This is a genomic window from Exiguobacterium sp. s160, from assembly GCF_018617575.1.
In the GTDB taxonomy this organism is placed as follows: Bacteria; Bacillota; Bacilli; order Exiguobacteriales; family Exiguobacteriaceae; genus Exiguobacterium; species Exiguobacterium aestuarii_A.
In genome coordinates, this window is sequence record NZ_JACSKK010000003.1 from 195,043 (window position 1) to 215,386 (window position 20,344).

At 45.9% G+C, this 20,344-nt stretch carries 29 protein-coding genes; 22 read left to right on the forward strand and 7 right to left on the reverse strand.

What is annotated here, in order from left to right; all coding sequences use genetic code 11:
* Nucleotides 1-32: 32 nt before the first annotated feature.
* Nucleotides 33-806 carry a DsbA family protein gene (locus KNO86_RS09310; RefSeq protein WP_214695491.1) on the reverse strand — a complete coding sequence of 258 codons (774 nt, stop codon included), beginning with the start codon at nucleotides 804-806 and terminating at the stop codon, nucleotides 33-35.
* 86 nt (nucleotides 807-892) lie between these two features.
* Nucleotides 893-1,474: a CYTH domain-containing protein gene (locus KNO86_RS09315; protein ID WP_214695493.1), complete on the reverse strand. Its 582-nt coding sequence runs from the start codon at nucleotides 1,472-1,474 to the stop codon at nucleotides 893-895.
* Between the two features lie 109 nt (nucleotides 1,475-1,583).
* Between KNO86_RS09315 and yjbM the strand changes: the two genes are divergently transcribed.
* The 6 genes from yjbM to KNO86_RS09345 all read left to right on the forward strand — a co-directional run bounded on the left by yjbM (nucleotide 1,584) and on the right by KNO86_RS09345 (nucleotide 5,579).
* A complete protein-coding gene (gene yjbM / locus KNO86_RS09320) occupies nucleotides 1,584-2,228 on the forward strand; it encodes a GTP diphosphokinase (RefSeq protein WP_214695495.1) in 645 nt (214 codons plus the stop codon).
* A gap of 12 nt (nucleotides 2,229-2,240) precedes the next feature.
* Nucleotides 2,241-3,038 (forward strand): NAD kinase, encoded by a 798-nt coding sequence (locus KNO86_RS09325; protein ID WP_214695497.1) that lies wholly within the window; start codon nucleotides 2,241-2,243, stop codon nucleotides 3,036-3,038.
* A 3-nt stretch (nucleotides 3,039-3,041) separates the two neighbouring features.
* Nucleotides 3,042-3,914, forward strand: a complete 873-nt coding sequence (locus tag KNO86_RS09330; protein ID WP_214695498.1) for an RluA family pseudouridine synthase — start codon at nucleotides 3,042-3,044, stop codon at nucleotides 3,912-3,914.
* 176 nt (nucleotides 3,915-4,090) lie between these two features.
* Nucleotides 4,091-4,420 carry an ArsR/SmtB family transcription factor gene (locus KNO86_RS09335; protein WP_214695505.1) on the forward strand — a complete coding sequence of 110 codons (330 nt, stop codon included), beginning with the start codon at nucleotides 4,091-4,093 and terminating at the stop codon, nucleotides 4,418-4,420.
* A 110-nt stretch (nucleotides 4,421-4,530) separates the two neighbouring features.
* Entirely contained in the window at nucleotides 4,531-5,394 is an 864-nt protein-coding gene (locus KNO86_RS09340; protein WP_214695507.1) for a permease, read from the forward strand.
* A gap of 20 nt (nucleotides 5,395-5,414) precedes the next feature.
* A complete protein-coding gene (locus KNO86_RS09345) occupies nucleotides 5,415-5,579 on the forward strand; it encodes a hypothetical protein (RefSeq protein WP_214695512.1) in 165 nt (54 codons plus the stop codon).
* 62 nt (nucleotides 5,580-5,641) lie between these two features.
* On the opposite strand, the gene KNO86_RS09350 is transcribed toward KNO86_RS09345, so the two are convergent.
* Nucleotides 5,642-6,808, reverse strand: a complete 1,167-nt coding sequence (locus KNO86_RS09350; RefSeq protein ID WP_214695514.1) for an FtsW/RodA/SpoVE family cell cycle protein — start codon at nucleotides 6,806-6,808, stop codon at nucleotides 5,642-5,644.
* A gap of 149 nt (nucleotides 6,809-6,957) precedes the next feature.
* Between KNO86_RS09350 and fabI the strand changes: the two genes are divergently transcribed.
* Together fabI and KNO86_RS09360 are read left to right on the forward strand one after the other, a co-directional pair.
* Nucleotides 6,958-7,731: an enoyl-ACP reductase FabI gene (gene fabI / locus KNO86_RS09355; RefSeq protein ID WP_214695521.1), complete on the forward strand. Its 774-nt coding sequence runs from the start codon at nucleotides 6,958-6,960 to the stop codon at nucleotides 7,729-7,731.
* An 83-nt stretch (nucleotides 7,732-7,814) separates the two neighbouring features.
* Nucleotides 7,815-8,003 carry a hypothetical protein gene (locus tag KNO86_RS09360; RefSeq protein WP_074035057.1) on the forward strand — a complete coding sequence of 63 codons (189 nt, stop codon included), beginning with the start codon at nucleotides 7,815-7,817 and terminating at the stop codon, nucleotides 8,001-8,003.
* Between the two features lie 2 nt (nucleotides 8,004-8,005).
* Here the strand turns inward: KNO86_RS09360 and KNO86_RS09365 are convergent, their stop codons facing one another.
* The gene (locus KNO86_RS09365; RefSeq protein WP_214695523.1) at nucleotides 8,006-8,515 is read right to left on the reverse strand and encodes a YjcG family protein; all 510 of its coding nucleotides are present in this window, start codon (nucleotides 8,513-8,515) and stop codon (nucleotides 8,006-8,008) included.
* A gap of 175 nt (nucleotides 8,516-8,690) precedes the next feature.
* Here KNO86_RS09365 and KNO86_RS09370 point away from each other — a divergent pair, with 175 nt between their 5' ends.
* Genes KNO86_RS09370 through KNO86_RS09385 form a run of 4 tightly spaced genes read left to right on the forward strand, consistent with a single transcriptional unit; the run spans nucleotide 8,691 to nucleotide 10,540 of the window.
* Nucleotides 8,691-9,236 carry a phosphatidylglycerophosphatase A family protein gene (locus KNO86_RS09370; protein WP_015881233.1) on the forward strand — a complete coding sequence of 182 codons (546 nt, stop codon included), beginning with the start codon at nucleotides 8,691-8,693 and terminating at the stop codon, nucleotides 9,234-9,236.
* Nucleotides 9,236-9,823, forward strand: a complete 588-nt coding sequence (locus tag KNO86_RS09375; protein ID WP_214695525.1) for a phosphatase PAP2 family protein — start codon at nucleotides 9,236-9,238, stop codon at nucleotides 9,821-9,823. The genes KNO86_RS09370 and KNO86_RS09375 overlap by 1 nt, the downstream gene beginning before the upstream one ends.
* The gene (locus tag KNO86_RS09380) at nucleotides 9,820-10,356 is read left to right on the forward strand and encodes a hypothetical protein (protein WP_214695526.1); all 537 of its coding nucleotides are present in this window, start codon (nucleotides 9,820-9,822) and stop codon (nucleotides 10,354-10,356) included. The genes KNO86_RS09375 and KNO86_RS09380 overlap by 4 nt, the downstream gene beginning before the upstream one ends.
* Nucleotides 10,349-10,540 carry a hypothetical protein gene (locus KNO86_RS09385; protein ID WP_214695528.1) on the forward strand — a complete coding sequence of 64 codons (192 nt, stop codon included), beginning with the start codon at nucleotides 10,349-10,351 and terminating at the stop codon, nucleotides 10,538-10,540. Before KNO86_RS09380 ends, KNO86_RS09385 begins: the two co-directional genes overlap by 8 nt.
* Nucleotides 10,541-10,618: 78 nt before the next feature.
* On the opposite strand, the gene KNO86_RS09390 is transcribed toward KNO86_RS09385, so the two are convergent.
* Both KNO86_RS09390 and KNO86_RS09395 read right to left on the reverse strand, forming a co-directional pair.
* Nucleotides 10,619-10,906, reverse strand: a complete 288-nt coding sequence (locus KNO86_RS09390; RefSeq protein ID WP_015881237.1) for a hypothetical protein — start codon at nucleotides 10,904-10,906, stop codon at nucleotides 10,619-10,621.
* A 273-nt stretch (nucleotides 10,907-11,179) separates the two neighbouring features.
* Nucleotides 11,180-11,911, reverse strand: coding sequence for a hypothetical protein (locus tag KNO86_RS09395; protein WP_214695530.1), 732 nt, complete (start codon nucleotides 11,909-11,911; stop codon nucleotides 11,180-11,182).
* Nucleotides 11,912-12,060: 149 nt separating this feature from the next.
* Here KNO86_RS09395 and KNO86_RS09400 point away from each other — a divergent pair, with 149 nt between their 5' ends.
* The 8 genes from KNO86_RS09400 (at nucleotide 12,061) to nadE (ending at nucleotide 17,645) form a co-directional block, all read left to right on the forward strand.
* On the forward strand, nucleotides 12,061-12,636 hold the full coding sequence (locus KNO86_RS09400) for a GNAT family N-acetyltransferase (RefSeq protein WP_214695532.1): 576 nt from the start codon (nucleotides 12,061-12,063) through the stop codon (nucleotides 12,634-12,636).
* Nucleotides 12,633-13,352, forward strand: coding sequence for an alpha/beta fold hydrolase (locus tag KNO86_RS09405; RefSeq protein WP_214695534.1), 720 nt, complete (start codon nucleotides 12,633-12,635; stop codon nucleotides 13,350-13,352). Before KNO86_RS09400 ends, KNO86_RS09405 begins: the two co-directional genes overlap by 4 nt.
* Nucleotides 13,339-13,899, forward strand: a complete 561-nt coding sequence (locus KNO86_RS09410) for an NADPH-dependent FMN reductase (RefSeq protein WP_214695536.1) — start codon at nucleotides 13,339-13,341, stop codon at nucleotides 13,897-13,899. The genes KNO86_RS09405 and KNO86_RS09410 overlap by 14 nt, the downstream gene beginning before the upstream one ends.
* 68 nt (nucleotides 13,900-13,967) lie before the next feature.
* The gene (locus KNO86_RS09415) at nucleotides 13,968-14,207 is read left to right on the forward strand and encodes a hypothetical protein (protein WP_074035023.1); all 240 of its coding nucleotides are present in this window, start codon (nucleotides 13,968-13,970) and stop codon (nucleotides 14,205-14,207) included.
* Between the two features lie 85 nt (nucleotides 14,208-14,292).
* Nucleotides 14,293-15,384 (forward strand): virulence factor, encoded by a 1,092-nt coding sequence (locus KNO86_RS09420; RefSeq protein ID WP_214695543.1) that lies wholly within the window; start codon nucleotides 14,293-14,295, stop codon nucleotides 15,382-15,384.
* Nucleotides 15,385-15,629: 245 nt separating this feature from the next.
* Entirely contained in the window at nucleotides 15,630-15,824 is a 195-nt protein-coding gene (locus tag KNO86_RS09425; RefSeq protein WP_214695545.1) for a hypothetical protein, read from the forward strand.
* 99 nt (nucleotides 15,825-15,923) lie between these two features.
* On the forward strand, nucleotides 15,924-16,718 hold the full coding sequence (locus tag KNO86_RS09430; RefSeq protein ID WP_214695547.1) for a BsuPI-related putative proteinase inhibitor: 795 nt from the start codon (nucleotides 15,924-15,926) through the stop codon (nucleotides 16,716-16,718).
* 111 nt (nucleotides 16,719-16,829) lie between these two features.
* A complete protein-coding gene (nadE, locus tag KNO86_RS09435; RefSeq protein WP_214695554.1) occupies nucleotides 16,830-17,645 on the forward strand; it encodes an ammonia-dependent NAD(+) synthetase in 816 nt (271 codons plus the stop codon).
* Between the two features lie 44 nt (nucleotides 17,646-17,689).
* On the opposite strand, the gene KNO86_RS09440 is transcribed toward nadE, so the two are convergent.
* Complete coding sequence (locus tag KNO86_RS09440; protein ID WP_214695558.1) at nucleotides 17,690-18,076, reverse strand: disulfide bond formation protein B; 387 nt, start codon at nucleotides 18,074-18,076, stop codon at nucleotides 17,690-17,692.
* Between the two features lie 108 nt (nucleotides 18,077-18,184).
* On the opposite strand from KNO86_RS09440, the gene KNO86_RS09445 reads away from it, so the two are divergent.
* Together KNO86_RS09445 and KNO86_RS09450 are read left to right on the forward strand one after the other, a co-directional pair.
* A complete protein-coding gene (locus KNO86_RS09445) occupies nucleotides 18,185-19,063 on the forward strand; it encodes a transcriptional regulator CcpC (RefSeq protein WP_074035014.1) in 879 nt (292 codons plus the stop codon).
* Entirely contained in the window at nucleotides 19,060-20,181 is a 1,122-nt protein-coding gene (locus KNO86_RS09450; RefSeq protein ID WP_214695560.1) for an N-acetyldiaminopimelate deacetylase, read from the forward strand. The genes KNO86_RS09445 and KNO86_RS09450 overlap by 4 nt, the downstream gene beginning before the upstream one ends.
* Nucleotides 20,182-20,344: the final 163 nt, after the last annotated feature.

Genomic DNA, 20,344 nt, shown 5'->3' on the forward strand with positions numbered 1-20,344 from the left:
ACCCCACGGCTCCCCGGCCGTGGGGTTCTTTTTTATTTCGTTTGCGCCCATGCCTCACCGCTACATCCCGGTACAGGGCGGCAGCGTTGCTGCAAGGAGAGCTTCTTCAGTTCGCGTTCAATCACAGTTTTATCTAAGTCTAGAATATACGATAGTTCAGTAATCGTCGACGCGTCATAACGAGCCAAGACTTTGGCTACATCCCAGTCAGTCGTACGACTCGGGGCATAACCGAGCAACTCGGTCATGACCGATTGATACACGTCGTACGGATAGACACCTTCAATCTTCAATGCTTCATCGCGCGTCACGAACGTAAGAGCGGGCAATGACTCAATCTCCCAATCTTTCAGCACTTGATGATCGACTGCTAAAGCATTCAAGAGCTGGTTCGATTGAAGATCGGCTTCAAGTTCATCCAAATCAAGACCGTACTCTTCGAAAGACCGTGCGATTTCCCATAAATCAATTGAGCCTAACTGTTTACCAGAGAATAAATCATTCACATGCAAATGACGTAAAAAACGCATCGCATGACGTTTCCCTTGTAATTCTAGCGCTTTGATCATTGTGAGAAGGCGAACTTCTTCCTGACATCCGCCAACACAGCTAGGAACGGTAGAGACCATTCGGAAACGAATCACATGTCCGTATTCAATCTCTAACTTTTTGATCAGTGTCATCACGTGAAAATTTTCAGGACTCGAGATGTCCATGAAATAGAATAACTCCAATGGCTTATACGTTACTTGAATAGGAGTTTCTTCCAGTGAACAGGATGACCCATTACATTGTTCAAGTTCCATTTGTGTCGCCTCCTCTCGGCAAAAAACTCATTTAACGTTGTAAACTCATTGTAGCAACGAAAAAAAAAGGTTGGCAATGTATCTGCTCAACCTTCAGACCGACTCATTTTTAATTCCATGAATCGAACGATTTTATTTTTGGCGGGACGGTACGGGAGACCGTGTTCTGCTAACAGTCGTTCGAATGCACGTTTGCCCGCTTCTTCATTCGTGACTTCAAATTCTATTTCATAGTCGGTCGTCTCCAAATAATGGCTTTCATCTAAAACGAGAAGACCATCTTCCGTTTGATGTTCGGCTCGATTTGTCTCGAGGCGTCCGAGGTGTTCGAGTGCGGCATTCAGTTGAAACGGGGCGAGGGCTTGCTTCATTTGATCATCATGAATGATTCCGTACTTGAATAAGTCTTCCGCTTCTTCTTCAGTGATTGCGGCATGCGTCTCAAGCAATCCGACTTCGTTCGGTTGTTTCAGTGTCAACACTTGACCATGTTTCTTCTCACGAATACGAAGGGCAGCACCTTGTTTTTTTAACTGGAAGGATGGCGTGTCGAAATAATCGTTTGCTTGCCAGCGGACTTGATCTTCTAGTTTGTAAACTTGAATCAGTTTTTCATACTCATCTTTTGTTAACATGGATTTAAATTCAATTTCCACTTCTTGGGTCATAAATCATCGCTCCATTCTATGAACAATTGTTCGTTTATGATACCATACAAACGGATACATACGGAAAGGACGCGTTTTTTCCGGAAAAGAACGAAAGTGGTGACAGCGTATGCAATCAGTGAACTGGGATCAGTTTTTAGTACCGTATCAAATCGCGGTAGACGAGTTGAAAGTAAAGTTAAAAGCCGTTCGTAAGCAATTCAAGTCGCAAAATGACCACTCTCCGATTGAATTTGTCACAGGTCGGGTCAAGCCGGTTGGGAGCATTCTTGAAAAAGCGAAGCGAAAAAATATTGCGGACCATGAACTTGCGACCGACATGCAAGATATTGCTGGATTACGAATCATGTGCCAGTTTGTCGATGATATCGTTCACGTCTTGGATTTGCTTCATCGTCGGACAGATTTTAAAATAGTGGAAGAACGCAATTATATTACGCATCAGAAAGATTCTGGCTATCGGTCGTATCATGTCATTATCGAATATCCGGTTCAGACGATTCATGGGGAGATTCCGACACTTGTCGAAGTGCAAATTCGTACCCTTGCGATGAACTTTTGGGCTACGATCGAGCATTCTTTGAATTATAAATATGATGGCGATATGCCTCTTGAAGTACAAGAGCGATTGAGACGTGCGGCTGAGGCGGCATTTCTTCTCGATGCAGAGATGAGTCAACTCCGTGTCGAGATTCAAGACGCGCAGCAAGTGTTTCGGGTTAAAGAAATGAATGTGAAATCAGACGAGGACTAGGGGGAAATCGATATGCAGTTTGCGATTGTATCGAGGGGAGATGCGCGATCAGCGGAAATCGCCCAGGAACTGACTGAAAAACTTGAAGCCGCTGGGCATACGTTATCGGAAGAGCCACGCATCGTCGTGTCAGTCGGTGGGGACGGGACGATGCTACAAGCGTTCCATAAGTATATTGACCGTCTCGATGAAACGCTTCTCGTCGGCATCCATACCGGACACCTCGGATTTTATGCGGATTGGCAACCGGATGAATTGGATGAGCTGACGGAAATGATCACGAGTGAGTCGTTCGAACCGGTCTCATACCCGCTCGTCGAAGTACTGATCGATTACGAGAATGGAAAGACCGATCGTCAATTGGCGATGAACGATTGTACGATTAAAAACTATAAGCGGACGCTCGTCTGTGATTTGTCGATTCGCGATGATTATTTTGAAACGTTCCGTGGTGATGGACTGTGTATCTCCACCCCTTCTGGTTCGACTGCCTACAACAAAGCGCTCGGTGGTGCAATCGTCCATCCATCGATTGAAGCAATCCAAGTGACGGAAATGGCTTCTATCAATAATCTGGTCTATCGGACGATTGGGGCGCCGCTCCTTTTGCCGAAACATCATCAAGTGAAAATCAAGCCGCATACGAAAACGGAATTCGAATTGGCGTTTGACCATCAAGAAGCGTTGTCATGGTCAGACGTCGTGTCGATTCGTTGCGCGGTCGCAAAAGAAAAAGTGACGTTCGCCCGTTTCCGCCCGTTCCCGTTTTGGCGCCGTGTACGCGAATCGTTCATTGAGGAAGGAAAGTAACGAATGCATGGATTTATGATTCATCGCGTTGTGGAGAAGGCTCTTCCACTGCGCGACTTTTTAATGGGAGACCTCGGAATCTCTCGAAAGATGCTCACGCTCTTAAAGCATGATGGAGAAATCGAAGTGAACGGGATTCATCGTACGGTTCGGCACGTTCTCGAGCCAGGAGATGAAGTAGTGGTGCGATTCCCGCCCGAGTCGCCTTCGACAGATATGGTCGTCTCGGATAGACCGATTCACATTTTGTATGAGGATGAGACGGTGCTGGCGGTCGATAAACCGGCAGGAATCGCGACGATTCCATCACGACTGCATCCGACCGACACACTCGCGAACGCCGTACTCGGTTACTATCGACAAATTGGTTTGACATCTGCGATTCATGTGATCAATCGACTCGATCGCGATACGAGCGGCGTCGTTTTGTTTGCGAAGTATGGATTCATTCACCATCGGTTTAGCGAACTCCAGAAAGCCAATGCGCTCACGCGCTCTTATGTGGCCCTTGTAGAAGGAGAAGTCCCCATCCAAACAATCGATGCACCAATTGGGCGTGCCGAGAATTCTATCATCGAACGAATCGTATCTGAAGACGGACAACGAGCTGTTACACATATACTCGATTGTCGGCAATTTGGTGGCGACTCATTGTTGACGATTCAACTCGAGACCGGACGTACCCATCAAATCCGCGTTCATTTGCGTCATATCGGTCATCCGCTGATTGGAGACTCGATGTATGGGGGAGCGGCTCGAATGTCACGTCACGCCCTTCACAGCGCCTCTGCGCACTTTATTCATCCGATGACAGGGGAAAAAGTGATGATTGAAGCACCAATCCCAGAAGATTTTTTAAACGTGACAAACGATTGACTGGAACGTTCGAACAGGCGTGATGAGATTTCTCATTGCGCCTGTTTCGCATATTTTGAAACGTAAAGGTCGTTGCGAATTATACATCAATTTTTTTTGATTAAAATGATTGTTTTTCTTCATGGGATGAAGTACGATTTGATTAATCAATAAAAGTTGATGAAAGGGGTGTTCGAATGAGTAATCAACTAGAGTCATCCATCGATTCGTCGCTACAGGATACGTTCGCACATTATGAGGCGAGATTTAAAGCGCTAGCCGATCAAAAGCGTCTGCTTATATTGAATCAATTGTGCGCTGGACCAATCAACGTTGTTGATTTATCAGAGATATTCGATATGCCACAATCCAAGCTGTCGTATCACTTGAAAATCTTATTGACGGCGAACCTCATTACGAAAGAGACAAAAGGGACGTGGAGTTATTACCAAATCAACGAAAAGGAAGTGAATCATCTTCTGTCCCCAGAATTATGTTGTTTGTTCAGACCTAACGATGTTTGTTAGGTCTATCAATTGAATTATTAATCAATTTTTTTTGATGATTAAATCAATATAATTTGATTTAATCATCAAGCATGTAAAAATCAACCTTATTGAAATGGAGGTACAGCCCGATGATCGACATACTAAAAAGTTTTAGCATCCTTGCACTTGAATTGACCATTTTATTTTTCGTTATTTCTTTTGTGATTCACATCTTACAAGCATACGTTCCTTACGAGAAAATCGAGAAGAAGATGACCGGAAACAATCGGATGGGGGCGAGTATAGTAGCAATTGTATTCGCTTTTATTACCCCGTTTTGTTCCTGTTCAACGATTCCGATCGTTGTGAATTTATTAAAAAATAAGATTCCATTTTCCATCGTAATGGTTTTTCTTTTTGCCTCACCAGTGCTTGACCCGACGATTATAACGGTGATGGGGGTCGTGATGGGATGGGAAATTGCGGGGCTTTATACGCTCATCACGGCCATCAGTTCAATCATCATCGGATTCACTTTGGACCACTTCGGTTTTGAGAAGTATGTCAAACGCGTCACGATGACAGGGTTTAAACCGTCAACCAGTACCTTCAATTGGTCAGGGGCATGGAACGAAACATGGCAATTGATAAAGAATGTGTACCCCTACTTGATCATTGGCGCTGCAATCGGGTCATTGATACATGGTGTTGTGCCGACTGAATGGATTGTCAAATGGTTCGGTCATGATGCTTGGTGGTTGATTCCGATTGCGGCAGTGATTGGGATCCCCTTATATATTCGATTGTCGAGCATGATTCCCATCTCTCAAGTATTGATTATGAAAGGGATGGCGCTAGGTCCTGTCATGGCCATGATGATCAGTTCAGCAGGGGCAAGTTTACCAGAAATCGTACTGATGAAATCGATATTTAGAAAGGAACTCATTATCGCATTCATCTTGTCTGTTCTGTCGATGTCGATGATATCAGGAATCATGTTTTACTTTGTGTGAATCCTGAGGAGGTGAAAAACATGTTTAAATTCTTCAAAAAACAATTATCTAAACCGACGGCTACATCGTGTTGCACGGTGAACATTCAAGAGGTTGAAAGTGAGGAGAATCATTCGAACTGTGATTCTGAAAAACTTGAGGATAACGAGCAAACAGGAGATTACTTAAAAGAAAAATCTGAATGAGTAAACCCATCATAAAAGGATCGAAGCGACATTGCTTCGATCCTTTTACATCACGATGAATATTAATCGTCATCAAACATATAGGTTTTTGATTTAGAGGCTACGTTCATGACAAGACCGATGGCAATCATGTTCATGATGATTCCCGTTCCTCCGTAACTGACAAACGGCAGAGTGAGTCCGGTGATTGGCAACACACCAATCGTCATCCCGATGTTTTGGAACACTTGGAACGTGAACATCGCGATGACGCCAGTGACGATGTAACTTCCGAACGCGCTGCTTGATTCAAGCGCGATATGAATCATGCGATAGAGGAACAAGAAGAAAACGATGATTACAAGCGCTGCGCCGATAAAGCCGTAATGTTCGGCGATGACGGCAAAGATGAAGTCTGTCTGTGATTCCGGTAGATAGACGAGTCCTTGTCCATATCCGGCTCCGAACATCTGACCAGACCCGATCGCCTGCAACGATTTGATCAGCTGGAACGCCAAATCGTCGGAGTATTCGTAAGGATAAATCCATGCCTGGAATCGGTTCAGGGCGTGCCCTGGTACGAACGCCTGTAGCACTTCGAAATGAGAGAAGAACAAATACATGAACGTTCCGATGGTCAAAGCGGCTGCGCTGAACAGACCGAGTAACCATTTCCAGCCGATACCGGAGACGATGATGATTGCGCCGAGCATCGTCATCAAGACGAGTCCAGTCCCTAAATCCGGTTGCGTTACAATCAGACCGAGTGGCGGAATGGCGACTAACACCAATTTGACTAACAGCCACGTGTCGAGTTGAGATGAGCCGTATCGCTTGTTGTGGTCATATACAATCGTCGACATCGAAATGAGAAGGAACAATTTCATGAACTCTGCCGGTTGGAAACTGAAACCTGGTACGTTATACCATCCATACGCTCCGTTAATGTTCGGAACGAGTGTCGTATCACGGAGCGGGATGAGTCCGACTAGCAAGAGGAGACCGAATGCATATAAGTACCAATGGATTTTTCGGAGCTGCTCATACTCGATTGTCATGATGGCAAACATCGCGAAAAAGCCGATGACGTATCGAATACCCTGTTCGAGAGCGAAGTTGATATGTTGAAGTCGAGTCGGCAACATCGGTTGTGCCGTATAGATTGCACCGAGGCTGATGATCATCAATAGGAAGACGATGGTCAATAGCGTCGTGTCTAAACTTTTAAAATATGATTGAATACGGTTCATAATGGAGTCGAGTCACCCTTTCTATACGTATTTTATCTTACCGCAACTTAAAAAAATCGCAATACGAAACGAGCCGGTTGACAAAACAGAAACCTTTCTGTAATCTGATAACAGATATTATCACCAGGTACTAAAAAGGGGAGTTTATGATGTCAATTTTTCCAACGTTAACGAATAAAACTTATGTCGTCATGGGGATTGCCAACAAGCGTTCCATCGCATGGGCGATTGCTAAAACGCTTGATGAAGCGGGAGCAAAGCTCGTATTAACGTACGCGGCTGAACGTTTCAAGTCAAGTCTTGAATCACTTGCGAGCGAGTTGAAACAAGAAGCAATTTTGCTCGAGTGTGACGTAACAAATGACGAAGCGATTGAAACGACATTCCGTTCAATCCATGAACAAGCAGGGGAGATTCAAGGAATCGCCCACTCAATCGCGTTTGCAGATAAAGAAGCGCTTCGCGGCGAATTCTCGGAAATGACACGTGGACAATTCGCGCAGGCGTTAGACATCTCGGCGTACAGTTTGACGGCTGTCGTGAAAGCAGCGAAACCATATTTTGCATCAGATGCCTCGGTGATCACGTTGACGTACCTCGGTGGGGAGCGCGTCGTTCCGAACTATAACTTGATGGGTGTCGCAAAAGCGGCGCTTGACTCAAGTGTCAAGTACTTGGCAAACGAGTACGGTCCGCACGGTGTTCGCGTCAATGCAATCTCGGCTGGTCCGATTCGTACCTTGTCGGCTAAAGGGGTAGGCGACTTTAACAGTATCCTCTCGGAGCTTGAACAAAAAGCGCCGTTACGTCGAAACGTCTCTGCAGAAGAAGTAGCGTCGACAGGACTCTTCCTTCTCTCTGGAATGGGAAGCGGCGTCACGGGTGAAGTCATTCACGTCGATAGCGGATACCATATTTTATAAGTTTGGGAAATGGCGCAGTGATGCGCCATTTTTGTATTATCTAGCGGTTGAATGGGGTAAGTACCTATGAAGGAGGTCAGATCATGGGTCCTTATCAGATTGATTTTACTGTCGTTCAGTACGTCAACCGCCAAGTCCAGCCTTCAGGTCGAGCCAGCATCGAACCAGTGACGCGGATCAAACGCGTTCAACGTATCCGACCTCGGCGGGAAGAATGGTTAGAAGAAGAGCAAGAAAAAAACCCCGGTCGTTTTGTCGACCGGAGCATATAGGATTAGCCTCGGAAACGGAACGTCTCATAGACGTTCCATGTTTCATTTTCGAGTTCGTACATGACAGCCATCCGAGTGATCGTCTCTTCGAAATGAACTTGCTCCATCCGCATCCGTTCGAGGACATCGAACAGTTCGGCATCGGTCAAATCTTGACCGATTGTGATATGTGGCAAGAATTCATATTTTGGTGCCTGACCGAGCACGTCTTCGTGAAGTCGCTGCTGCAGAGCAGACAGTTCACGTGTCGGCAACACTTTCAAATACAGCACGTTGTTCGTCGGCGCAAAAGAGCGGACACCATCGACTTTTAACTGAATCGGTTTAGTCGAATCCGCGACTTGTTGCAAGTACTCCAGTACTTTTGGCAAGTCCTCTTCTGACACCTCCGTCCGTTCCTTAATGGTCACGTGAGGTGAAATCAACGCATATTTTGTGTCATAACGTTTTCGATAAGAGTTCGCAAAATCTTGCACTTGTTTAGACGGAAATAAGACTACCCCAATCTTCATTCCTCTTCCCCCTTTAATCGTTTAACCTACATGTTTATGATGACCGATTTAATGAGGGAAGTCAAAGCAGGGTTCGTCTTTTTTCGATTTTTCAGTATAATGGTTATATTAACTAGAGAGATGATGACTCTCTGAACGAAGGGATGTGAAGCGGGATTTTAATCCTGCGCCTATTATGAAACACGTACCACACTCACGAGATGTCCGTGAAGCAGCTCGTGCTCGCCTGCTCGAGCGCGGCGTCACGATTGAATCGATTGCCGAAATCGTTTATCAGATGCAGGCGCCTTACTCGCCGCATCTTTCGTTGAAAGATTGCATGGATTCCGTCGAAGCGGTTCTCGATAAACGAGAATTGCAACATGCCATTCTCGTCGGATCGGAGCTCGATATGTTGGCGGAGAAGGGTCAACTGTCTGAACCGCTCTTGTCTATCATCGCATCTGACGAAGGCTTATTTGGAGTGGATGAAACGATTGCGATCGGTGCCGTGAACACATATGGTTCGATTGCCGTAACGACGTTCGGGTACTTAGACAAGGCCAAGATCGGCATCATCAAACAGCTTGATACGAAAATGGATGACGGGCAAGTGCATACGTTCATGGACGACCTCGTCGGCGCGATTGCGGCGAACGCGTCTGGACGATTGGCACACCGTCTTCGTGATATGGTCGACTTCGGAGAAGAAGAGATGCGTGAACGAAAAGGGTTGTATTGATGAAATTGACACCGATGCAGGTGGTCATCACCGGGACGATTGCATATGTGATCGTGTCGGTGTTTGTCGTTTTGGGAGCAGTCGGCCCTATGAATACGTTCGTGTATGAATTGTTACAGCCGTTACCCGATCGTGTATTTGCATACGTCACAGAATTAGGGAGCGCTCAAGTCATAGTCGGGCTCTCGATTTTAGGTTTATTGTTTTGGTTGTGGCGCGGTAACCGCGTCGAGGCATGGCGACTCGCGCTCGTTGGGATTGGGACACTTCTTTTCACACAAGTACTAAAGCTCGTTTACGGAATCGATCGCCCGCTTATTGATGCGTCCCTCGATGCGACGACATATAGCTTTCCGAGTGGACATGCATCAGGATCGCTGGCGTTATACGGATTAATGGCTTATGTCTTATATCGCAAGAGACAGTCAACATTCGCCGTCATCGTACTTGTGTGCCTCGTCCTTGCGGTGTCGCTCAGTCGAGTCGTCTTAAACGTCCATTACTTTAGTGATGTGATTGGAGGCTGGCTCGTCGCGCTGACTATGATCGCCTTATCTGAATGGGTTATAAGGAGGAAAACGGTTTGATCGTCGTTGTAGATGTAGAGAAGTGGTTATTTGTTCAAAAGAAAGAAGCGGATGAGGCGTCGGTCCCTACGATTTTAGTAGAGAAGAAGATAGAAGGGGCCACGTGGTTCACTTCCATGAAGATTTTATTCCAATTAAAAAAATGGACGGGTCAACGTCAATTCGTTCCGTTGTTAGCTTATGATGAGGAAACGTATCGCTCATATGAAGTTTTCCACGTTGATGCCGTCCCACCAATGGCATTACTTGACGGGGGACGAACGTTACTCGTGAATAATCAACGAGACGAGTCATACAATCTTGCCTTACAAGAAAGTGGGCACGTCTCGGAAACGTCAATCTTATCGTTTGCGCTCGACTATCTTGAAAAGATGACGAATGAACGTGTCGTCTTTGCAGGAGATGAGACCATCGATACCGGTCACGACGTTCCGACCGAGTTATGGGATGCGACAGACCGGTTGAATTCGGGGTATCGTTTGTTCGAATGGATTCAAGGAGAAGACGCACGTAAGGAGAATGGACATGACTGATTGGGAAATGACGTTCCAACAATTGCTTGATCAAGAAGTGGACGAAGTCCAGGTGCCTCGAGAAGATTTTTTGAACGCTCGAACGATTTTGATTGAGAAAGGCTGGCTCTTTCAAGTTGTAGGAGAAGCCAAGCACGGCGGGATCACAATTTATCGCCGCAATCCGGTTGCACCGACTTCGTAATAAAATAGGGTACGATATTTTCTTCACTTTATATAAAAATGAGGTCTTTCTCCCATCTGGAGACAAGACCTCATTTTTTTACGCGTTCGAAGCGAGTTTAATTTTTTGTCGTTTCATCTTGTGGAGTAACCATGCATAGAGGACTTCACAAGAATTATGAGGAAGGGTCAGTTCCACGAGTGGGTGGGCATGACCAAATATAGTGAAGCGCGAATGGTCCTCGTCGAGCAGAGAGACTTGAATGTCAGTCGCATCCTGAAGTGAAATGCGTTGTTCCCCTGCGTGAGCATCTTTAAGTTTTAGCATTTTTCCATTCGTCGCAAACTTGGTGAACGAAGAGACTCCTTGTACTTTCAGTTGTTCCATTTCGTGTATCTATCCATCCGCGTGATGAATAGATTTTCACCTCGCTTTCTCTATATTGCCTTCCATTCCTCCAGAAGGTTATTCCTAGTATAACGCCTCGTCCGAAAAAGAAAAGTGTTAATTTAACAAAAAATTAAGACAATTTGTTATCAATTTTTAAGAATAGCGTTCACACTCGCTCGTGAAGGGAATTGACTTGAAACAATCGGTCTGAAAATAGCAAAAAAGAACCTCGTTTTCAGAGGTTCAATTCCATTTCTTACATCCATGACCTTATAACCGCTCAATATGCCACGTGCGACGACGATATAACAACTGACCTTTCAGCGCGATTGATTCTTTTTTGGCGTCAAAGTCTTCTTCGAGGACGGACATGTCTTCGTAGCGACCGGCCACATAGAAGGAAATCACGATTTGACGATTGAACAGGCTTCGTTTCGTGTGATCAAAATCGATGATGAGCCCTTGAGGTGCCAACTCGAGCAATTCATCGATGACAGGGAGTGGAATCGGCACGAAGCTAATGTTTCGGATGTCTCGGTCCAGTTTGCTTTGCAACATGTTTTGAACGAAACGATTGATTGTCGACCAATCACGAATGTAGAGACTGCTGTGACGATCGTTCGCTTCATTGAAGAACGCAATCTCATTATCAAGTGAATCCAGAAACGGTTTCTTGATCCCGCGCTCCATATGACTTAAAAACAGGATCTCTGCGATTTCGTGATCCGACAGCGTCTCAAGCGTATTGTAGTCCGGGAAATCGATTGCAGTGAATGTCGTTTGGTTATTTAAATACTTAGACGAGAATGAAGAGAGCTCATGCGCTTCGATATATCGGAAACGCGACCTAGAAGATTGCCTCATTCCTTTAATATCGGTTCGACAAATGATCATTGGTCTCGTAACGGAAAGGGCCTCTGTAATGTCGGCCAATGTCACGCCATGTAGCGTAAAGCGCTGGACATCTCGGTCTTGTTTTAAATAAAAGAGTTGTTTTGACATATGGTATCCCCTCAGTTTGACATACTACATTCATAGTAGCAAAAACACATGATTTCCGCTATCTTGAGACGGTTCAAGAGGGTTGAGTTCGATACATTTGGGAAAATAGAAGTATACTTGAGGAAACGAAAAGGAAAGGCGGGTTCCACATGTGGGGATTGAAACGTAGTTTTCCTGAGCTCGCTACGCCCCGGTTTATCCTGCGAGAGCTAGAACCGCGTGATGCTAGAGCACTTTATACCATCTTATCCACTGAAGAAGTGATGCGTTATTATGGGTCGGACCCGTTGCTTGCTGTTTATGAGGCGAAAAATGTCATCGCCTATTTTAAAGACCAGTTTCAACAAGGCAAAGCGATTCGTTGGGCCATCTGTGATCGATTGACAAACGAGTTAATCGGCACAATCGGTTTTCATAATTGGACGCCTCAATATTACCGGGCTGAAATCGGATTCGAAGTCTCTCCCCATTATTGGAGACAAGGGGTGGCTTTTGAAGCGGCGACTGCCGTCATCCAACATGGATTCGAAGAGTTCAAGTTTCACCGAATCTCCGCCTTGGTGGCACCAGGGAATGAGGGGTCGAATCGCCTCGTACAAAAGCTCGGATTTATAGAAGAAGGCCTCTTACATGATTATGCATACAGCCACGGTCGGTTCATGGATTTGACGATGTATCGGCTACTTAAAACAGAATGGGAAGAAAAGGAGCACTCAATGATATGAAAGCACTCGTATTGTTACATGGATTGTGCGGTTCGCCAACATATTTTGAACAGTTAGAACCGTTATTGAACGCTGAAGTTCATGCACTCACACTTCCGGGTCATGCAGGAACGGAAGTCGGACCGGAAACGATGGACCAGTTCGCAGATTGGGTCATGGAAGAGATTCGACTTCGAAATCTTGAACAACCACTTGTTATCGGACATTCGTTCGGAGGATATGTAACGACCAACCTTGTTCGTCGCTATGCTACAGAGTTATCCGGCTTTGGATTGATGCATTCGACCGCTGCCTCTGATTCAGAAGAAGCGAAAGAAAAACGGAACGGGGCAATCAACAAGGTCATTGAAGAAGGGATAAAGCCGTTTATCGACGGGATGATCCCGAATGTCTTTACAAAGGATTCAAATCCTGTTCTCATCCAACAAGCAATCGAGATTGGGTACGAGATGTCGGTTGAAGGGGTTGTGAACGCGCAACGTGCGATTCGGGATCGTGAAGACGAAGTCGATACCGTTCAGGCGACTGAACTCCCTGGTTTATTCATTTATGGGGAAAAAGATCCGAATATGAATGAGGAGCGTGCGTTTCTAGGTGCAGAACGTCATGTGACAGCGATTGTCCCATATAGTCACATGGGGATGATGGAAGGTCCTGAAGAAGAAGCGGAAATCGTGAATAAGTGGATTCAGGAGGTAGAGCATGGAAAAATATAAATTAATCGCCATGTCGGGTAGTCTGCGTAAGAAATCTTTTAATACCGCTCTTTTACATTCAATTATTGAATTGGCTCAAGATGATTTTGATATTGAAGTCGTTTCCATTGAGCTCCCACTGTTCAACGACGATTTGATTGATCCGGATGAACCAGAAGCTGTGGCCGCTTTGAAGCAGTCCGTTCGAGAAGCCGACGGACTATTAATCGTCACACCTGAATATAACCATAGCATCCCTGGTGTCTTAAAGAATGCAATCGACTGGTTATCGCTCGAGCCGGGGACGCCACTTCGAGATAAACCGGTCATGATTGCTGGTGCCTCACCAGGCATCCTTGGAACGGCCAGATGTCAAATTCATCTCCGACAAGTATTTGCCACAAATCGTGCAAATGTTTTACCGGGAAATGAAATTTTCATCACGCATTGTAAGGAGAAGATTGACGATACGGGATTACACGATGAGAAATCGATTCATCAAATTAATAGAACATTATCGGAGTATCGTAAATGGATTGAATTTTGGAAGCGTAACGCAAAAAATTAACTTGAAGTCGCTCTTTTAGTTTGATAGAAAGGAATTGTGAAAACAAACACAAGAGGAGCGACACCAAAATGGAAACTTACATCGAACTGTACAATGGCGGCGAATTAGGTGATCGGGCGGTAATGAACGATGGAATGACGTTTGGACGGATGACGATTGTTGAATTGTTCTATCAATCCAATCATATTTTTGGTTACGTAAAAGAGAATGGTGAAAAACGTTTCTTCCTTGAACCGATTTCAGAGGACGACACGTTTACTGTGGATGGTACGACGTATTCACTCCAACAGTTTATCGCGTTGTTCTAAATAGAATAGATGGGTGACTCGAACGCAAGCGACTCGCTTGCGTTTTTTTGTCATTTTCGTCACGATTGAGAGTGAGGTGATGAGGATGAAACTAGTAGCAATTGAACCGACACCAAGTCCAAATAACTTGAAGATCATTGTGGACCCTCCGTTTGAAGGGAGAGGCACCACGTATGACAAAGCGAGTACGGATGCCCCAGCCATTATTCAAGAAATCGTTGGGCTTCGAGGCGTCAAATCCGTATATGCGGTATCTGATTTTCTCGCTGTCGAGCGTCATCCGAAACATGACTGGCATGACGTGATGAATGAAATCCGACGGGCGTTCGGAGAACAAGTCGAGGAAGTCGAATCTGCACAGATGGATACAGACTATGAACCGGTCCATGTATCCGTCCAGTTCGTGCTCGATGTCCCGATGCAGTTGAAACTCGTCAAAGGGGACGAGGAAAAACGGATCGGGTTATCGAAACGTTTCGTCGACGCGGCCATGGAAGTTCAAGCACAAGTGAAGAATGTCATTCAAGACCGTCGTTGGGTGGAGCAAGCCCCACGCTATGGTGAACTGGATGAGGTCAGTGTCGTCGCTCAAGAAGAGTTAGAAGCTGCGTATCCACAAGAACGAGTGGAGCGTATCGTGGCTCGAGCGTTTGGGCGCGAGGCTGACTTTGAAGCAAATGCGAACCACTTGCAATCTGACAATTGGAAAGACCGGATGGCTTTCTTAGACGAATTGGACATTCAAGACGAGAATATGGTGTATTTCCGCCGTGCACTCGAAGATTCCGTGATGGCGATTCGTCGACAAGCTGTCGTTATGATCGGGATGTTTGAAGAACGTCGTGAGGAATATGTCACATATATCGAACAAGCTCTTGTGGACGCTTCTCCGATCGTGCGACGTACGGCTGGGGATACGGTCTCAGATTGGGCGTTACCTCAATCTCAACCTTCGATGATTGAGGCGCTGAAAGATAAGAATAAACTCGTTCGTTGGCGTGCGGCTCGTTTCTTGTTCGATTGTGGAGACGAACGCGCTGTTCCGGCTTTGACAGTTGCCGAACAAGACCGCGAATTTGAAGTTTCATTGCAGGCACGACTCGCAAAAGAACGGATCACAAGCGGAGAAACGGCTCTCGGAACTGTATGGCAACAAATTTCAAACCGCACGAAGTGATGTTTCGTTCGACATGTGATGAATCAATTTCATTTACATTTTCAGGAAAGGAGAGGGGTCTTCAAGGCGGATTCCCTCTCTTTTTCGATATCTTATATGCACATTTCACCATTTGACTAACATTTGATGTAAGCGTTTCGACAATAGGTAAAATGTCACTGTTCTCCTGTCGAACGATAGGACCTACATCTTGGTTTCAGATTGGTACACTAGGTTTATCACAGATGAACAAAGGAGCCATACTTATGATGTTGTTTGCAGAAACGCCTGAACTTGTAGCTTATAAAGAAGTGGTAGGAGAGACGATGGTCGTCACGTTTGAATCGATGCATAGTGAGACGTTCTCCATTTCGGCTCAAGTCCGGTCTGATCTCGATATCGCTGATTCGTTGTTCATGACCGGTTGGCAACAGTACATGGAACAAGCTAAAGTTTCGTAAAAAAGGTAAATAATATAAGGAAAATCATTACAAACGTCTGCACTTTGTATACACTGGTGCTATAGACGTTTTTTTATTTTGTTGAGGAGAGTGGGATCCATGAAAAAAACTTGGTTACTCGCCGTCGTGACGGCAATCATACTAGTCGTAGCAGGATGTGGAAAAGAAGAGGCGAAACCGAGTCAAGTGAATAGCGATTCGTCTGAACCACCAGCTCCATTAACGCTTGACACGGAAATGGCATATGATGCGTCAGCCAATACATTATCAGCAACTGTCAAGATGACAAACCCGAATGAAGAGGCGGCGAAAGTGACGTTCAACTCTTCACAACGCTTCCAATTGATCATCAAACAAGGTGACGAAACCGTATTTGACTATGGTAGCGAATATATGTTTACGGAATCGATTATCGAAGAGACGTGGGAAGCGGATGAACAAAAGATCTTCGATGAGGTATTCCCATTAGAATTGGCAGCTGGTGAATACTCGGTCGAAGTGATCGCACTCGGTCAAGTCGATGGAGCACCAGAAATCGCTGTGACTGATGAGACGTTCTTCACTGTTGAACGAGTAGCAGAAGAGCCAGAAGAGGACACAACAGAAACGCCAGAAGAAACACCTGCATCTGAACCGCAAACAGACGGTGCGTTCCGCGATGTAACAATCGATGTGAATGATACGATGATTCAAGTCAGTGGCTTCACGGAAGAAGTAGAGTTTGAATGGTCTGTGTCAGACGGGCATAACCTATATGCTCAAGGTGCGGCAGAAGTGACGGGTGGAAGCTTCACATTTGGTGTGTTGCTCGATGAAGCGCCAGCGGAAGGTCAAAAATTATTCCTTGAATTGACACCGATTGGTGGAGAAGTTACGTCATTCCAAATTCAATAATCATGAGACGGAAACGAATGTTTCCGTCTTTCTTTTGTACGTCGCTAGTTGACGGGGTTTGTGAATTATCAGACAATAAAACGAAATGAGAGAATTATGGGAGGGTCATTCATGCAACAACATATTATCGAATCAACACATGTCAAACCGACCATCGATCCGCAGGCGGAAATTCGTCAACGAATCGATTTCTTGAAAGCGTATGTGAAACGTGCCGGTGCGAAAGGACTTGTCCTTGGAATTTCAGGTGGACAAGACTCTAGTTTGGCAGGGAAACTGTGTCAGCTCGCCATGGAAGAACTACGAGCGGAAGATGCGGGGGACTACACGTTTTATGCGGTAAGATTACCGTATGGCGAACAACATGATGAAGATGATGCCCAACTCGCCCTCGAGTTCATCCGTCCGGACAAGTCGCTCACCGTCAATATCAAACCTGCCGTCGACGCATCGGTAGAAGCGTTCCGACAAGCGACAGGTCTTGAGTTGAGTGATTTCCATAAAGGGAACACGAAAGCGCGTGAACGGATGAAGGCGCAATATGATATCGCGGCAACGTTTGGTGCCCTTGTCGTCGGCACGGACCATGCAGCGGAATATGTGACGGGATTCTACACGAAACACGGAGACGGGGCGTGTGACCTCACACCGTTGACTGGTCTGAACAAACGTCAAGGTAAAGCGTTGCTTCACGAACTAGAGGCACATGAACGTGTTATTTATAAAGTGCCAACAGCCGATCTTGAAGACGGTCGTCCTGGCCTGCCTGACGAAGTGGCGCTCGGCATGACATATGACCAATTAGATGATTATTTAGAAGGAAAATCCGTCGACCCGGTGATTGCAGAGCGGATTGAGACGATTTTCAAACGTTCACGTCATAAGCATCACATGCCTGCTTCTCTGTACGACGAGTGGTGGCAATAAGAAAAGGAGAAGCCGTCATGATGACGGCTTCTCCTTTGTACGTCTTACGCTTTTTTGAACGGGACGAATTGGATAATGAGAATACATGTAAAGGCGATAAAACTGAGAAGTGGGATGGTAACAAAACCAAAGTAATTCACCCAGCGAATGAGACAGTCGTTCGTGCAGAAGGCTTCTCCGTTCGGAATACGTTCTAGGATGACGTGATAAAGACTAATACACCAGCCGGCGCCGGCCATAATTCCGACAAACAATCGATTCACATCGCGGGCGGTCAACATGATCGTCAAGTAGTAGATGGCGAGTGGATACATAAAGATGCGTTGGAACCAACACAATTTGCACGGTAAAAAGAGCATGATTTCAGAGAAGTAAAGGCTGCCAAGCGTCGCGACGGTCGCAACGATAAAGGCGAAATGATGGCGTTGCATCAGATTTCCTCCTAACAATCAAATTGATGAATAAACATGATATGATACATTGAAACAAATACTTATTCAGTATACAATCTTTCAAATGATAGAGAAACAGGTGACGTCATGCAAGTATCGGAAGTAGAAGTGTTGATTATCCTTGCAGAAGAATTGAATATGCGCAAAGCGGCGGAACGGTTATTCGTCTCTCAACCAGCGCTCAGTCAACGGCTCGTGACAATCGAACATCAATGGGGAAAAAAGATCTTCGTTCGTTCGACACGTGGTCTTGCCTTGACGCCAGACGGGGAGAAAATCATCGAGTTCGCCAAGAAAATGTACAGTGAAGAACAAGAGCTACGCAGCGAGCTGACGGCAAATCCGGGAGAAGTATATGGGACGTTAAAGATTGCCGTCGCTTCCATCATGGGACAGTATTGGCTCCCGAAGGTGTTAAAGACGTTCGTGGAGCGATATCCGTCTGTCCGTGTCAAGTTAGTCACCGGATGGTCGAGTGAAATGATGCGTTACATGCTTGAAGAGAATTTTCATATCGGCATCATTCGGGGAAATCCGGATTGGCGCGGGGAACGCATGAAGCTGTTCTCTGATTCCTTACACTTGGTCGATTTAAAAATGACAGATCTCGCCCAGCTAAAAAATAACGAACGCTCATTTATTCAATTTAAGAGCGACTCGACATATTACCAGGAAATATTAGAATGGTGGCAGGAACGATTTTCGAGTCCGCCGCTCACCACACTCGTCGTGGATCAGATTGAAACGTGTAAACAGATGGCGTTACACGGAATCGGCTTCGCCATTTTACCGGAGTCGACCATTAAAGATGTCAATGAAATGAACAAGATTCCGTTGACGTCCTCGAGTGGTGTCCCGCTCGTTCGGGACACGTGGATGCTGTCGACAGAATCGATGTTGGAATTGGCACAAGTACAAGCATTTTGGAACATTGTTGAAGAAGTTACGAAGGAGACTGAATCATGAATTGGGCAATCGAAGCAAGAAGACAACTGCATTTAATCCCGGAAGCTGGATATGAAGAATTTAAAACACAGGCGACTCTCGAACAACTGATCCGTTCGCTCGATTCGCCGCGTGTTCATATCACGCACTGGCGGACGGGCCTTTTCGTTCGCGTGGATGGTCTCGTCGGGGAGAAGACGATTGGGTACCGAGCCGACATGGATGGGCTACCGATTACCGAGGAGACCGGATTGGAGTTTGCATCGCTTCATGAAGGTATGATGCATGCGTGCGGCCATGATGTCCATATGTCTATCGCGCTCGGATTGATCAAACGAGCGGTCGAAGTCCCGTTCAACCACCATCTTGTCGTCTTCTTCCAACCGGCTGAAGAAGGGCCGGGCGGGGCAGAACCGATGGCGAAATCCGAATTGTTCTATCACTTCCGTCCGGACGCGCTATTCGGATTACATGTCGCTCCGGAATATCCGGTCGGGATGGTAGCGTCTAGACCGGGTGTATTATTCGCAAGTGCACGTGAACTCCATATTACGATTCATGGGAAGGGAGGGCACGGTGCATTCCCCCACGCAGGAATTGATGCCGTCATCGTCCAAGCCGCCCTCATCATGCAACTGCAAACCATCGTGTCACGGAACATCGATCCGATGGGGAGTGCGGTCGTCAGCATCGGGAAAGTCGCAGCGGGAACAAAAGAGAACATCATCGCCGATACGGCCAAGTTAGATGGAACGGTACGTGCGTTATCTGACAAGGAGATGGTTGTACTCGAGAGCCGGATTCGTCAGATTATCGCCGGTGTCGAAATGACGTATAACGTTCAAATCGACCTTGAATTCGGCAATCGCTATCACGAGGTCGTCAACGATGAACGCTATCTTTATCAGTTCGAAGAAGCGGTCGAAGAGGTAGGATATTCGTATAAGACGTGTGTTCCTGCCATGACAGGGGAAGACTTCGGATATATGCTGAAACAAGTTCCTGGATTCATGGTTTGGCTAGGTGTGAACGATATGGGGTCGGGTCTCCATCAATCGACACTCAACCCGGACGAACGAGCGATTGAAGTAGCCATTGAATTGTTTGACCACTATTTCCGTACGGTCATGATTCAATAACACGAAGCGGTCTCATTTGAGACCGCTTTTAGTGTGCCCAAAAAAGAGTGAAGTGTGAGCAAAAAGGGAATCAAATATGAATGTAAAGCGACAATTCTGTGGCGATTGCTCAAATGTGAACATTTTGCAAACTCGAGCATTGAGACATTACAGCACAATATAA

What these genes read in the sequence shown, in the direction of transcription:
- KNO86_RS09310 (WP_214695491.1), bottom strand. Translation starts at nt 806, where the DNA reads ATGGAACTTGAACAATGTAATGGGTCATCCTGTTCACTGGAAGAAACT.
- KNO86_RS09315 (WP_214695493.1), bottom strand. Translation starts at nt 1,474, where the DNA reads ATGACCCAAGAAGTGGAAATTGAATTTAAATCCATGTTAACAAAAGAT.
- yjbM (WP_214695495.1), top strand. Translation starts at nt 1,584, where the DNA reads ATGCAATCAGTGAACTGGGATCAGTTTTTAGTACCGTATCAAATCGCG.
- KNO86_RS09325 (WP_214695497.1), top strand. Translation starts at nt 2,241, where the DNA reads ATGCAGTTTGCGATTGTATCGAGGGGAGATGCGCGATCAGCGGAAATC.
- KNO86_RS09330 (WP_214695498.1), top strand. Translation starts at nt 3,042, where the DNA reads ATGCATGGATTTATGATTCATCGCGTTGTGGAGAAGGCTCTTCCACTG.
- KNO86_RS09335 (WP_214695505.1), top strand. Translation starts at nt 4,091, where the DNA reads ATGAGTAATCAACTAGAGTCATCCATCGATTCGTCGCTACAGGATACG.
- KNO86_RS09340 (WP_214695507.1), top strand. Translation starts at nt 4,531, where the DNA reads ATGATCGACATACTAAAAAGTTTTAGCATCCTTGCACTTGAATTGACC.
- KNO86_RS09345 (WP_214695512.1), top strand. Translation starts at nt 5,415, where the DNA reads ATGTTTAAATTCTTCAAAAAACAATTATCTAAACCGACGGCTACATCG.
- KNO86_RS09350 (WP_214695514.1), bottom strand. Translation starts at nt 6,808, where the DNA reads ATGAACCGTATTCAATCATATTTTAAAAGTTTAGACACGACGCTATTG.
- fabI (WP_214695521.1), top strand. Translation starts at nt 6,958, where the DNA reads ATGTCAATTTTTCCAACGTTAACGAATAAAACTTATGTCGTCATGGGG.
- KNO86_RS09360 (WP_074035057.1), top strand. Translation starts at nt 7,815, where the DNA reads ATGGGTCCTTATCAGATTGATTTTACTGTCGTTCAGTACGTCAACCGC.
- KNO86_RS09365 (WP_214695523.1), bottom strand. Translation starts at nt 8,515, where the DNA reads ATGAAGATTGGGGTAGTCTTATTTCCGTCTAAACAAGTGCAAGATTTT.
- KNO86_RS09370 (WP_015881233.1), top strand. Translation starts at nt 8,691, where the DNA reads ATGAAACACGTACCACACTCACGAGATGTCCGTGAAGCAGCTCGTGCT.
- KNO86_RS09375 (WP_214695525.1), top strand. Translation starts at nt 9,236, where the DNA reads ATGAAATTGACACCGATGCAGGTGGTCATCACCGGGACGATTGCATAT.
- KNO86_RS09385 (WP_214695528.1), top strand. Translation starts at nt 10,349, where the DNA reads ATGACTGATTGGGAAATGACGTTCCAACAATTGCTTGATCAAGAAGTG.
- KNO86_RS09390 (WP_015881237.1), bottom strand. Translation starts at nt 10,906, where the DNA reads ATGGAACAACTGAAAGTACAAGGAGTCTCTTCGTTCACCAAGTTTGCG.
- KNO86_RS09395 (WP_214695530.1), bottom strand. Translation starts at nt 11,911, where the DNA reads ATGTCAAAACAACTCTTTTATTTAAAACAAGACCGAGATGTCCAGCGC.
- KNO86_RS09400 (WP_214695532.1), top strand. Translation starts at nt 12,061, where the DNA reads ATGTGGGGATTGAAACGTAGTTTTCCTGAGCTCGCTACGCCCCGGTTT.
- KNO86_RS09405 (WP_214695534.1), top strand. Translation starts at nt 12,633, where the DNA reads ATGAAAGCACTCGTATTGTTACATGGATTGTGCGGTTCGCCAACATAT.
- KNO86_RS09410 (WP_214695536.1), top strand. Translation starts at nt 13,339, where the DNA reads ATGGAAAAATATAAATTAATCGCCATGTCGGGTAGTCTGCGTAAGAAA.
- KNO86_RS09415 (WP_074035023.1), top strand. Translation starts at nt 13,968, where the DNA reads ATGGAAACTTACATCGAACTGTACAATGGCGGCGAATTAGGTGATCGG.
- KNO86_RS09420 (WP_214695543.1), top strand. Translation starts at nt 14,293, where the DNA reads ATGAAACTAGTAGCAATTGAACCGACACCAAGTCCAAATAACTTGAAG.
- KNO86_RS09425 (WP_214695545.1), top strand. Translation starts at nt 15,630, where the DNA reads ATGATGTTGTTTGCAGAAACGCCTGAACTTGTAGCTTATAAAGAAGTG.
- KNO86_RS09430 (WP_214695547.1), top strand. Translation starts at nt 15,924, where the DNA reads ATGAAAAAAACTTGGTTACTCGCCGTCGTGACGGCAATCATACTAGTC.
- nadE (WP_214695554.1), top strand. Translation starts at nt 16,830, where the DNA reads ATGCAACAACATATTATCGAATCAACACATGTCAAACCGACCATCGAT.
- KNO86_RS09440 (WP_214695558.1), bottom strand. Translation starts at nt 18,076, where the DNA reads ATGCAACGCCATCATTTCGCCTTTATCGTTGCGACCGTCGCGACGCTT.
- KNO86_RS09445 (WP_074035014.1), top strand. Translation starts at nt 18,185, where the DNA reads ATGCAAGTATCGGAAGTAGAAGTGTTGATTATCCTTGCAGAAGAATTG.
- KNO86_RS09450 (WP_214695560.1), top strand. Translation starts at nt 19,060, where the DNA reads ATGAATTGGGCAATCGAAGCAAGAAGACAACTGCATTTAATCCCGGAA.